The 13,314-nt window shown below is 30.0% G+C and carries 8 protein-coding genes; 2 read left to right on the forward strand and 6 right to left on the reverse strand.

Going from position 1 to position 13,314, the window contains the following annotated elements; genetic code table 11:
• Positions 1-1,080 precede the first annotated feature (1,080 nt).
• On the reverse strand, positions 1,081-2,841 hold the full coding sequence (locus UF10_RS05520) for a sigma 54-interacting transcriptional regulator (RefSeq protein ID WP_106776835.1): 1,761 nt from the start codon (positions 2,839-2,841) through the stop codon (positions 1,081-1,083).
• Between the two features lie 926 nt (positions 2,842-3,767).
• Here UF10_RS05520 and prdC point away from each other — a divergent pair.
• Both prdC and UF10_RS05530 read left to right on the forward strand, forming a co-directional pair.
• Positions 3,768-5,081: a proline reductase-associated electron transfer protein PrdC gene (gene prdC, locus UF10_RS05525; RefSeq protein ID WP_106776836.1), complete on the forward strand. Its 1,314-nt coding sequence runs from the start codon at positions 3,768-3,770 to the stop codon at positions 5,079-5,081.
• Between the two features lie 428 nt (positions 5,082-5,509).
• A complete protein-coding gene (locus UF10_RS05530; protein ID WP_106776837.1) occupies positions 5,510-6,097 on the forward strand; it encodes a flavodoxin family protein in 588 nt (195 codons plus the stop codon).
• A gap of 226 nt (positions 6,098-6,323) precedes the next feature.
• Here the strand turns inward: UF10_RS05530 and selB are convergent, their stop codons facing one another.
• The 5 genes from selB to UF10_RS05555 all read right to left on the reverse strand — a co-directional run bounded on the left by selB (position 6,324) and on the right by UF10_RS05555 (position 12,984).
• A complete protein-coding gene (gene selB, locus UF10_RS05535) occupies positions 6,324-8,213 on the reverse strand; it encodes a selenocysteine-specific translation elongation factor (protein ID WP_106776838.1) in 1,890 nt (629 codons plus the stop codon).
• Positions 8,213-9,646, reverse strand: coding sequence for an L-seryl-tRNA(Sec) selenium transferase (gene selA, locus UF10_RS05540; protein ID WP_106776839.1), 1,434 nt, complete (start codon positions 9,644-9,646; stop codon positions 8,213-8,215). The genes selB and selA overlap by 1 nt, the downstream gene beginning before the upstream one ends.
• A gap of 121 nt (positions 9,647-9,767) precedes the next feature.
• Complete coding sequence (selD, locus tag UF10_RS05545; RefSeq protein ID WP_106776840.1) at positions 9,768-10,820, reverse strand: selenide, water dikinase SelD; 1,053 nt, start codon at positions 10,818-10,820, stop codon at positions 9,768-9,770.
• A gap of 183 nt (positions 10,821-11,003) precedes the next feature.
• Complete coding sequence (locus UF10_RS05550) at positions 11,004-11,987, reverse strand: NAD(P)-binding domain-containing protein (protein ID WP_106776841.1); 984 nt, start codon at positions 11,985-11,987, stop codon at positions 11,004-11,006.
• A gap of 229 nt (positions 11,988-12,216) precedes the next feature.
• The gene (locus UF10_RS05555; protein ID WP_106776842.1) at positions 12,217-12,984 is read right to left on the reverse strand and encodes a helix-hairpin-helix domain-containing protein; all 768 of its coding nucleotides are present in this window, start codon (positions 12,982-12,984) and stop codon (positions 12,217-12,219) included.
• Positions 12,985-13,314: the final 330 nt, after the last annotated feature.

The following is a 13,314-nucleotide window of genomic DNA, read 5'->3' on the forward strand; positions in this document are numbered from 1 at the left end:
AAAAAGTATTTAGTCATATTTGCTTATTTTTTTAAATATATACTTTTACAATTGTTAGTTTAATATGAATAGAAAATATCTATAACTAAGATATATTTTTTCAATATGTCTGTTTGCCGACACATTTTCTTAAAACTCATTTAAAAAACTTCCTTCTTTTTTCGCATAAAAGACTACATACGTGTAAAACACTTATGTGTAAACGTTTATCATAAGAAAAAAACTTCTTATGTCTGTTTTTCGTCTATATGTCAAAAATCAGACATAATATTTTATCTGTTTTTTAGTTGTTTCTTAGTACAACATTTCCATTTCTTAAACTTTCATTCAAAAATACCAATTTAAATTATTTTATAAAATTATATTTAAAATATATTTTTATAAAACATTCAAGTATTATATCAACCTTCTATCACTTGCTATATACTTGCGGTGTTTTTAATAAAACTTTTATTTAGTACAGATACTTTTAAAGTTAAGTATGTTTTAACTTTTTTATACATATAATCAGATAATTATAAACATATATAAGTAAATGTCTAAATTTTTAAAACTACACATACAACACTACAATCTTGTTTTCACAAAATAAACACTCGCCTATCATATAAGCAAACAGCGTGCCAACTTATCCTTTTACCTTATTAATAAAGTTTTTATCTATTTCTCTTAATTTTACTACAGTTTTTATCTATCCTATTTATTTTTATCTTTTTATTTTCTAAAAACGTTTTTTTATCAACAACTTTTTATGTTCAATTTTAATACAACTGTACAACTTTTAGACGTTTTTATATTTAAAATCGTTTTTATAGGTTATTTTTTTACTTTTCATCTATATATGTTCTTCTTAAAATACATTTATTTTTTGATATTTTTATATTTTTTTCTTATTTTTAAATGTGTTTTTATCTTTTTATTATATCTACTACTATTTTACTCTTATAAGACCTTATTTAAATAAATTAAGTATCTTTTTTAGGGTGCAAAAAAAGATGTTCAATTTTATTACAGTTAAACTGTGTAAATTTAAACATCTCTTTTTATATTTATATTCTAAATATTTTCAGTATATTTATTTTAATTCTCAATATTGTACTGATTTATCTTATAGTACAGTGTTGTTCTAGGTATATTCAGTATCTTGGCAGCCTTACTCTTATTACCCTTTGACATTTCAAGAGCTTCATTTATTTTATTTATCTCTAGTATTTCAATTGCTCTATTTAAATCCATTGGATAAACTACATTGCTAGGTTTTTTAACTGCCTCTATTATATACTCTGGTATATCGTCTACTTCTAAAGTTGGCTTTGATGATAAAACTACCATATTTTCAATAGTATTTTTCAATTCTCTAATATTCCCTTTCCAGCGGTACTTTTCTAGCACCTTAAAAGCTTCCTTGCTTATTTTTAGGAAAGGTTTACCATTTTCCTTACATTGTTCTTCCAAGAAATGATATATTAGTATTCCTACATCTTCATTTCTCTCTCTCAATGGTGGAAGTTTTATCTCAACTACATTCAATCTATAAAATAAATCTTCTCTAAACTTCTCTTCTCTTACCATTTCTTTTAAATCTTTATTAGTTGCAGAAATTATCCTTACATCAACCTTGATCATTTCTCTGCCACCAACTCTCATAAATTCTCTCTCTTGAAGCACACGTAAAAGTTTAACCTGCATATTTAAAGGCATATCGCCTATTTCATCCAAAAATACTGTACCATTATTGGCTAACTCAAATATACCGCTTTTACCATTTTTCGTAGCTCCAGTAAAGGCACCTGGTGCATATCCAAAGAATTCACTTTCAAATAGCTCCTGAGGTATTGCACTACAATTTACGGGAATAAATGTACCTTCCCTCTCACTATATTTATGAATTGCTCTTGCAAATACTTCCTTACCAGTTCCACTTTCACCATTTAACATTATTGAACTGTTAGTTTTAGCTACTTGCTTAGCAATATTCTTTGCTTTTTCAAATGGATAACTCTTACCTAGAATCTGATCAAATTCATTTTTTGATAGCGATTTCACTTCATCTTCTAAATATGCCAGTCTATCATTAGCAACCTCAAGTTCCTGAGATAGCTTAGTTGCATCTGTAATATCAACTTCTGTACATACAACTCCAACAAATTCATCATTATAATATATAGGGTTCGCTTGAACAAAACCGTATAAATCAGTATTATCATCTATTTTTTTAGAATAGTAAAAATCATTCATACTTTCTCTAGTTGTCAACACCCTTTCCATTATGGTATCTTCTAGAAAATCATTCATATTTTCTCCAACCATATCACTGGCACGGATATCATATCTTTCTTCCATGAATTTGTTCCAAAGTATGACTACTCCATTCTTATCAATCGCTGCAATACCTTCATTTATCTGTTCAGTAACATACTTTAGTGTTACAAACTTTTCTTCTAAAGTAGAATAATTATTATACTTTATATTCTTCTCAGTCATATATCCTACAATTTCATCATCTTTATCTATAATTATATTAACATAAGCTCCATTGTCCAATAAATCTCTAAATGATGAAAAATCATAGTCACTTCTTACCAATTTAAAATCCCTATTTATAACACTCTTAACTTCAACATCTCTATATTTAAAATCATATCTTTCAATTATTTCCGACATATCTAAAATAGATAAGTAACCTGCAATTGTATTACTAAGGCTATCCATTACTATTATTAGCTTATTTTCAGTAACCATATATTCAAATACTTCTCCTATGGTACAGTAGTCCTTTACAATTTTAAAGTCCTTTTGAATTACATTGTCAAAAGACTCTTTGATGGGGACACCAAACATATTTATACACCTCCAATACCTATTATATATCCAAACTTTATAACAAAAGCGGATTCTCAAATTAAACTTTAAATCTACCCTAAGTAGTACTTTTCATAAAGCTAAAGTTTTTCTATTATTGTCTTTTAGCCTATTAATTATATCTATTTCTACTATGTGTTATTAGAAATTCTTACTAGAAATATAATATACTATATTTAATCTTAAATCTATACAATTTTGTATTTAAGATTAAATACAAAATTACTATAGTCTAGCAGGAAATTAATTCTATCTATCATTCTATCATATTTTTATATAATTATAATCATATTTTTCATATTATAATTATATGCAGGGATATAATAGATTATATCTATTATAGATATCGGTATAATCTAAGTTGTTTTAGATTAATAATTTAAATGACATGATATATTTATCTATTTTTAATCAATTAATTTAGTATTTTTTTATAAATGCTTTTAAAAATTTCTTTTTCCGAACTAACAAAATCGCTATAACGCTTGATATATAAGCTCTATAGTTTGAATTGACTTATTTTTTTTGAAAATCTCTACATTATATATACCCATATTTAAGAAGTTTTTTCGATATATTTAAGTATTTTTTTTATATTCCATAATATTTTTCTGTTTTTATAAATTAATAAATTAACTTTTATAAATTTACTATTAACTTTTATCTATTATATGATATAATAAGAACGTGAGTACATGAGCTTGCTATAAATGGTTCTTTACCCACATCACTTTATGTTAATTTTTTAAATAAAACATATAAACTTAAACACTAGCAGCTCATATGCTTTTGACTTTTAGTCTAAAGTGTTTAGCTAAACAATACTTAATAAAACTAATACACTTAAAAATAAACTACAAATTATTAACACTACAGATTATTTATTATTTTAAGGAGGCAGGATTATGTCAAATACTATTCACTTATTATTAAAGCAGAATATTGGCGCAAAGAATTCTCCAGTAGTCAAAGTTGGAGACGAAGTTAAGAGAGGACAGCTAGTAGCAGATTTCGAAGGTTTAGGAGCTTACCTACATGCCAGCGTAGATGGTAAGGTTATAGAAGTTACTGAAGATGAAATCGTTATACAGCCAAACGAAGTACAAGGTGAAGACTTTGTTAAGATTGAAAAGGGTGCAACTATAGCAGAAACAGTTAAGAATGCTGGTATCGTTGGTCTTGGTGGTGCTGGTTTCCCAGCTCATATCAAGTTAGGTACTGACCTTGGTGGAACTGGATACGTTCTATGTAATGCAGCTGAATGTGAACCAATACTAACTCACAATATGCAGCAGTTACTTGCAGAACCTGAAAAGCTACTAAGAGGTATGAAGCTTTGTATGGAAGCTTGTAATGCAGCTCACGGCGTATTTGCTATAAAGGAAATTCACGAAAAAGAAATATTAACAATGCAAGAAATAATAGATGACGAAAGAATCTCTGTACATATACTACCAGATATGTACCCAATGGGAGAAGAAAGAGCTATAGTTAGAGAATGTTTAGGAATCGTTCTTGAAACTGATAAGCTTCCAGCAGAAGCTAATGCTGTAGTAATAAACTCTGAAACAATGTGTGCAGTTGCTAATGCAGTTGATGATCTTAAGCCTCTAATTGAAAAGGACTTAACAGTAGCTGGATACTTAAATACTGCAAACTCTCTTGAAATATACAATAATGTTCCAATCGGAACAAGAGTTGGAGATTTAATAGAAAGAGCTGGCGGATTATTTAAGCACGGTGAATACGGCGAAATAATCATGGGTGGACCTTTCACAGGAAAGTCTACTACTTTAGACTCTCCTATAACTAAAACTACAGGTGGTATCCTAGTAACTAAGCCATATCCAAAGGACGAAAGAAAGATGGGTCTATTGGTATGTGCTTGCGGTGGAAACGAAGACAGATTAAGAGAAATCGCTGATCATATGGGATCTACAGTAGTAGGTGTTGAAAGATGTAAGCAGGCAATCGAAGGTAAGGGTGGCGCATTAAAGTGTGAAAACCCAGGACATTGCCCAGGACAGGCTCAGAAGATGCTTTCTCTAAAGAAGGCTGGTGCTCAGACAGTTCTTATTTCAAACTGTACTGACTGTACAAATACAGTAATGGGTATTGCTCCAAAGATGAATATACCAGTATATCATCAGACTGATACTCCACTAGATACTATGCACATCGAAAGAGTAAGATTCTTAAAGGATGGACAGAAGAAGTAAATTACTTTTTATATAAAGAAGATAGCTTATTGCTATCTTCTTTTTTTTATCAAAATTATCTTATACTTATATATAAAACTCTTTTTTATCTATACTAAAAAAAATTGAATCCTTTTAATAGCTTTTTATAAAATACCTATCTATACCTTTACTTTAAAACTTCTAAATACTTTTATTCTATATTTATAAAATACTTCTCTATATATTTACTTTAAATCTTTTATATACTTTTTTTACTATCCATTTAAAAACTTTTTTTATCTATTTACTGTCTCTCTATAAATATGTTTTATTGCTTAAATTTTTCCCATTATTTTCCAATATAAGTATTAATCTTTATAATATTCTGTTATATTTAATATATATAAGACAAGTTCTATTAAAAGGAACTCATTTCTAAGAAGTATATTATTTTATGGAGGTATTATATGAAGGTTTATATTTTGATGGGAAGCCCAAGAAAAAATGGAAATACCGCTTCTCTACTGGATCCATTTGTAAGTGAGTTGGCAAGAGATAATGTTGAGATTGAAACAGTTTGGCTATATGATAAGGAAATAAATTCTTGTATTTCTTGTAGAGTCTGTCAAAAAGACTGGACAAAGTTTGGATGTTTTCATAGTGATGATGTTGGAGAAATATTTGATGGCATACTAGATGCAGATTTAATTATTCTAGCAACACCTATTTATTCTTGGTATTGCACTTCTCCTATGAAGGCACTTTTAGATCGTTTAGTATATGGTATGAATAAATACTATGGAGAAGAAAAAGGTCCTGCACTTTGGGAGGGCAAAAAATTATCTATTATCACAACTTGTGGCTACAGACCTGAAAAAGCTGCAGATCTCTTTGAAGAAGGTATGAAAAGATATTGCAAACATTCAAAGCTAGAATATTTAGGTATGCTTGCTGAAAGAAGTTTAGGCTATAATCATGACTTTATGAATACTGATAAAAAGAAAAATGCCGAAGAATTTGCAAAAAAAATCTATGAACTCTGCCAAAACGAGTAATTTTCTTTCCTAAGATTGATAAAATTAATTACAAGTATTTTTATATACAGCTATAAAAAGCATTTATTGCTAAATTTAATACATTATTGAAACAAAAATAATGGCTGGAAAATATCCAACCATTATTTTTTATGTAATCTATTAATAAAAAATTACTATACATGAATAAAATCAGCTATATAGTCTAATATTTACTAAACACTTATCTTCAAAAACTATAAAAACTCTAATATAAGACTCTCTTATTTTCTACTCTCTTTGTAATTTTCTGCTTATCAAAACTTTCAAGTATTATCATACAAATTTTTCTACTAGAATCCATCATATCTCTAAACTCAGCCAAGCTCATCTCTCCATTCTTCTTTATAAAGTCTATCATTTTTCCCTTAGCCTCTTCATAAAGTTTTGTTGAAATAATATATTCATCATCTAATAGCTGAACTTCTGTTCCAATCATAGAATCCAATACTTCTTTTTTAGCCTTATTTCCATCACATATATCATCTATTGTAGATATATCATTGTAACCCATAGAATCTAACTTACTTTCCAATTGTGACTTCATCTTCTTCTGTTCATCACTTAGTTTCACTTCAAATTCTTTCAAAGAAATAAGATTGTTTATAATTTTAATTCTATCATCTTCAACTACTAACGCTAAAAAAGCATCTATATCTTTCGCCTTAAATGATGAATCAACCTTTGTTCCAGCTTCCTGTTTTAACATTCCTATTTTAAGAGGATTTGACTTATGATACTTTTCAAGTATTCTCATAAGCTTTCCTTCTAAAAAGTCAAAGTAGTCTATATGAATTATTCTATTATTTATTTCAACTATTTTGCCATCAGCTTTTAACTGAGATAATATTTCCTCAATCTTTTCTTTAGATAAACTTACATAACTCATCATATCAGATATTTTTGGATAAGTTGATGAATTGTTCTTTAGGAATACTTCTAGTATCGACTTTTCATCGCCTGATTCCTTAATTTTCAATTCCTCTATTACCTCTCCAATATGCTTATTTATACTGTGCTTTTCTTTAGAAACATCAATTATTACTCCACCACCAATAGTATCCATCGGTGAATATGTTCTGATTACAAAAGGATCCTGTTTTTTACAAACTATCTTTTCTTCTAATCTTAACTGAACAAAGCCTTCATCTCCAGCTTTCATCACTTCTTTTTCTAAAGGTACTGCCCTAGATAAAATCTCTCTTGTTCCATGATAAAGCTTTAATCTATCCCAATTTTCTATTTTGCACCCTTCGTGCTTTAGAAGTTTTATCTTAACATCTATCATCATTGATTCAAGTAATGAGTCTGGAGCCGCTAGTATATCTCCTCTTTCTATATCATTTACTTTTATATTCGCTAGGTTTATAGCTGTTCTTTGACCTGCAAATGCCTCTTCTTCATTATTACCATGCACCTGTATATTTCTAACAATAGCCTTTTTACCCCTTGGATATATTTCAAGCTCATCATTAAGCTTTATCTGTCCTTCAATAATTGTCCCAGTAACAACTGTTCCAAATCCCTTTATTGAAAATACCCTGTCTATATTTAACCTAGCTGGCAAGTTATTATTTTTTTCTTCAACTTCTTCGCTCATTTCATCAATCTTTTGAATCAGCTCAGCTATACCTCTTTTAGACAAGGAATCTACTCTAAGTATATCTGATCCTTCAAGAAATGTACCTACAAGCCCCTCTCTAATATCATCTTCTGCCAATTCAATCATCTCATCATCTACCATATCACACTTAGTCATTACAACTAAGCCCTTTTTTATGTTTAGATAGGATAATATATCTATATGTTCTATAGTTTGTGGCATCATGCCTTCATCTGCAGCTATAACTAGAAGTACCATATCTAATCCTGATGCTCCTGCTAGCATATTTTTTATAAACTTTTCATGTCCAGGAACGTCCACTATACCAACATTTTTCCCACTTGGAAGATTAAAATATGTAAAACCTAGATTAATAGAGATACCTCTTTTTATTTCTTCATCTAAGGTATCTGTCGCTCTACCTGTAAGGGCCTTTATTAAACTTGTTTTTCCATGGTCAATATGCCCTGCTGTACCCACTACTATATGCTTCATTAATTATCCCCTCCTAAAGCCTTCACTGTTTCCAAAGCAATTTCTTCAAATTGATCTTCAAAAATTGTTCTGACATCTAGGATGTATTTATCATCATAAACTCTTGCGATTATATGGGAATCACTAAGTCTTAATTTTTCTTCAAAATGACCTACACTCATTTTTTCTGGCTTAATAACAACTGCAACTGAATTCAGTTCTTCAGTAGGCATCGATCCACCACCGACTTGTCCCTTACAATCCTCAATTGATAAATCAACTGATATAGACTCCTCTGCTAGTGCATCTTTTATAGTTTTCAAAAGATTTTCAGCCTTCGCTCTTAGCTCATCATATGTGTATGTAAGCATTCTTAATGTTGGTATATTCTTTATTGCCTTTTGTTCATCAAGATAAAATCTTAAAGTAGCTTCCAAGGCAGCTATAGTCATTTTATCAACCCTAAGAGCTCTGGTAAGTTGATTTTTTTTCATCTTTTCTATATATTTCTTTTTACCTACAATAATACCTGCTTGTGGCCCACCTAACATTTTGTCTCCACTAAAGCTAACAACATCTACACCCTTATTTATAGAGTCAAATACTGTTGGTTCATAAGACATTCCATACTTAGAAAGATCTACAAAAACACCACTTCCCAAATCCTCAACTACTGGTAAGTCGTACTTATCTCCCAATTCTCTCATTTCCTCAAGTCCTACTTCTTCAGAAAATCCTACTATTCTATAATTACTTGTATGAACCTTCATCAATACTTTTGTATTTTCTGTGATGGCATCTTCATAGTCATTGTAATGTGTTTTATTTGTTGCACCCACTTCTACCAAATCAGCACCACTAAGAGACATAATACTTGGTATTCTAAATGCACCGCCTACTTCCACTAGCTCACCTCTTGAAACAATGGCCTCTCCACCTTTTGCAAGAGTGCTTAAAACAAGCAAAACTGCTGCTGCATTATTATTAACCACCAAAACATCTTCTGCCCCTGTTATCCTTTTTATCATTGCTGTTAGATGATTATATCTAGATCCTCTATGTCCTTCATCTATATTGTACTCTAAGTTTGAATATCTCGAAGCTGCATTCCATAGCTCTTCTTTTATATTTTCACTCAGTAAAGATCTTCCTAAATTCGTATGAACTACTATACCAGTTGCATTAATAACCTTTTTTAAAGATAGCTCATATGACTTCTGTGCCAAATTAATGCTTTCAATTATTATATCTTCTTCTTTTAGTTCAAATTTTTCTATTTCTTCTTCTTCAATAGAAACTATTAACTTTCTATATTTGTCTACAGTATTTCTTATTGAATCTAATACTATTGATCTAGGTAGCTTCGTACATAGCTCTATTATTCTATTGTCACTTAATACTTCATCAACCGATGGAAGAATTGCAAATAATTCTTTTTTACTTTTATCATTCATATTTTTTACCTTCCCAAACTTAAGATTTTAATCATCTAATACTTTATAATAAATTCTATACAGACGCACCCAGTAATTATACTAGGTGCATCATATATATTATACTATAATATTTAATTAATTAATTTATTTCTAAATATTTTTCTTGTTTTGGAATGACTTCTCCTATTACAGCAGCTGATATTGTACCGTTTGATAACATATCCTCCACAATTGCATCTGCGTATTCGCTTGGAAGTGATATCAATAAACCTCCAGATGTCTGTGGATCGTGGAATATATCTGAAAGAGCTTCTTCAACACCTTCAGATATATATGTATCATCTTGAACATATCCCATATTCTTATATGCACCTTCTGGTATTATTCCCATTCTAGCAAAATCTAGTGCATGATTCATAATTGGAACCTTTTTAGAATCAATTGATATTGTAACTTCAGATGCCTTGGCCATTTCAAGCGAATGACCCAAAAGTCCAAAACCAGTGACATCAGTTACAGAGTTTACTGGGAATTTTCCTAGGCTCTTTGCTGCATATTTATTTAGGTGAATCATTACCTCTATTACGTGATTTGATGTTTCCTCATCTACAAGACCTGCCTTCATAGCTGTGTTCATAATCCCTGCTCCAATTGGTTTAGTTAAAACCAATTTATCACCTACTTTTGCTGTAGAGTTTGCAAGCACTTTGTCAGGATGAACAATACCTGATACAGATAATCCATACTTTGGCTCTTGGTCATCTACTGTATGTCCACCTACTAAAAGGCAACCACTTTCATTTACCTTATCTGCTCCACCTCTTAGGATTTCTCCCAAAACATTCATATCGTGACAAGATGGAAAACACACTATATTCATTGCTACAGTTGGCTCTCCTCCCATAGCATAAACATCAGACAAAGCATTTGCCGCTGCAATTTGTCCAAATATATAAGGGTCATCTACCATTGGCGTAAAAAAGTCCAAAGTCTGTATTAATGCCAAGTCATCATTTAACTTATATACAGCCGCATCATCTGCTGTGTCAAGGCCTACCATAAGATTACTTACTTTATCACTTGTATTTTGTGGTAATTTTGCAAGAACTGTAGCCAGCTCTTCTGGTCCAATTTTAGCCGCTCAGCCCCCTGCCTTTGTCATATCTGTCAATTTTTTATATTCTTTTGCCATTTTTTCTCCTTAAAAAATAATAAGAGGATAGCATTCCAAAAAATCGGTGGCATATTCCTCTTATATTTAAAACTAATAATAAATCTTTTTATTTAACAAGAAATATCTATTATCTATATAAGCTCTTGCCATAAATAGAATATTAAATATTTAAAATTTCTAAAAGCAATAAATTGTTTGCTATTAAAATTCATAACCAACTTTATTTTCTATTGCCTTATCATATATTGCTTTTCCAGTTACAAGGTCTTGAGTACTTATACCTACTGACTTAAATACAATTATTTCATCATCATTTTCTCTTGAAACAATATTACCATTAATCATATCCCCAAGATCTCCCGTAAACTTATCTTCTGAGATTTTTCCTTCTTTTAGAGGAGTTATTATACAACCTGCTTCTGACAATACTGCATCCTTTGAGTCAAAGTATATTTTATCAGCTCTTATAAGAGTTTTTTCATCTATTTCATGCATAGTTGGCATATAAGATCCTACACCACACACAAGAGCCCCCTTTTTCAACTTATCTCCATTGATAATAGCATTCTTAGAAGTTGTAACCAAAACTATAATATCTGAATCTGTTACTGCCTCATCAGCACTACTAGATGCAACTACCTCCACTTTTCCTGAGTATTTATCTTGCATTTTCTTTGCAAAAGCTTCTCTTTTTTCTTGAGTTCTAGAGAATACTTTTACTGTCTTCACTGTATCACAAGCTGCTATTATAGCATCAAACTGTGACTCAGCCTGTCCACCAGTTCCGATCAAGGCTGCTGTTTCTGATCCCTCACGAGCAAGCAAATCAATCGCTGCACCTGATGCTGCACCTGTTCTTACTTCAGTTATATAAGTACCATCTAGTACAGACGTTACTACTCCTGTCTTATCATCAACTAAAAGCACAGTTCCTGGTGTAACAGGCAAGTCGTACTTAGAGTTGTCAGGAAATACAGACACTATCTTCAAGCCTGCAACTCCAATATCAGCTGCATATCCTGGCATGAAAAGTATATTTCCATTTTCATTTCCTGATGCAAAGTTAGTTCTCAAAGGAGATAAACACTTTCCTTTACTAAATATTGAATAAGCTAACTTATCTGCCTCAATGGCATCTCTCATTGTAAAAATTCTTTTTATATCTTCTCTATTTAAAAGTAACATTTTTCTTTCGTCCTCCAATAATACTAATTAAAACCACAACTAGACACAATTTCATACTATAATATTATAGCATAAAATTATATTCAATTCTATAAATCCAAATAGTAATGATGATTTATTTCAACTATATTTATTTAAGCTATATAGATAAAAACTATAGCAATTTTTAAATATAATAATATAGCTATAATATAAGTTTTTAGTAATTTATAGATTCTAATTATCAAAATCATTTTACATCTATACTATCTTTCATACTCTCAAATTTTTTGTCTCCAATCCCTGATACATTCTTTATATCTTCTATACTTGAAAACTTACCTTCCTTTTCTCTATAGTCAATAATCTTTTTAGCTGTAGATGGACCCACTCCAGAGATTGTCTCTAGCTGACTTTCATCTGCAGAATTTATATTTACCTTAGAGTCTTGTGAATTTGAAGCAGATGAGCTATTAGCCAAACTGCCAGCACTGTCAGATGAATTGTTAGATGAATTGTTAGATGCTTGCATATCCTTTTGAGAAGGATCATCCTCTTGTCCAATATAAGGTATAATATAGTGTTGAGAATCCTCTAACTTCATAGCTAGATTTATTCTATTTATATCTGCATCCTTAGTAGTTCCACCAAGCTTTTTTAGAGCATCATCAAGTCTCATATTGCTATCCAAGCTTATTACTCCTGGATTTGCAACAGCACCAGTTATATATACAGTGATTGTTTCCTTTTTTTCCTCATTGCTAGGTACTATATTATCTTTTCTTCCACCTTTTATGGCTTCATTCTTTCCCTCTTTATCTGATGAATAACTACTTGCAGAAGTTACAGGATCATCTATTTTTTCTCTTCTATCTAATATGACAATCGGTCCTGAAAAAATAATCTTGTACAATAAAAAAAGTAAAATTAAGCTTGTTATAATCAATTTCTTTTTATCAAGCTCTGAAATTTTATTTTTGATAGATGCTAGCCTTTCTATATCTTTATTTTTACCCATTTTGCCCTCCATATAAATATTAATATATTTGTTTTTATTTGTTTATATATAGATTCAATTAACTGATATTCATATAAAATATACTTAATTTCATATATATTAAAACTTACTTTGTTTTAATTTTAAAGTATATTTTTCCTGATTATTGCTGCATAATATTTAGTCTTATAAAAAAATGCTTATACAGTTCTCTAATATATAAATAAATCTATTTATATATATATAGTCATAAATTTAAAATTTCTACACCAAAAATAAGGAAATATGTGATATACTATTTTTGCGAACTATATTCAAATATAAACAGGCAAAGGAGGTCGATGCGTAGTA

The organism is Peptostreptococcus russellii (genome assembly GCF_003012055.1).
Taxonomy (GTDB): Bacteria; Bacillota; Clostridia; order Peptostreptococcales; family Peptostreptococcaceae; genus Peptostreptococcus; species Peptostreptococcus russellii.

Bases quoted from the DNA above. Each gene is read 5' to 3' on its own strand.
- UF10_RS05520 (WP_106776835.1), bottom strand. From the start codon at position 2,841: ATGTTTGGTGTCCCCATCAAAGAGTCTTTTGACAATGTAATTCAAAAG.
- prdC (WP_106776836.1), top strand. From the start codon at position 3,768: ATGTCAAATACTATTCACTTATTATTAAAGCAGAATATTGGCGCAAAG.
- UF10_RS05530 (WP_106776837.1), top strand. From the start codon at position 5,510: ATGAAGGTTTATATTTTGATGGGAAGCCCAAGAAAAAATGGAAATACC.
- selB (WP_106776838.1), bottom strand. From the start codon at position 8,213: ATGAAGCATATAGTAGTGGGTACAGCAGGGCATATTGACCATGGAAAA.
- selA (WP_106776839.1), bottom strand. From the start codon at position 9,646: ATGAATGATAAAAGTAAAAAAGAATTATTTGCAATTCTTCCATCGGTT.
- UF10_RS05550 (WP_106776841.1), bottom strand. From the start codon at position 11,987: ATGTTACTTTTAAATAGAGAAGATATAAAAAGAATTTTTACAATGAGA.
- UF10_RS05555 (WP_106776842.1), bottom strand. From the start codon at position 12,984: ATGGGTAAAAATAAAGATATAGAAAGGCTAGCATCTATCAAAAATAAA.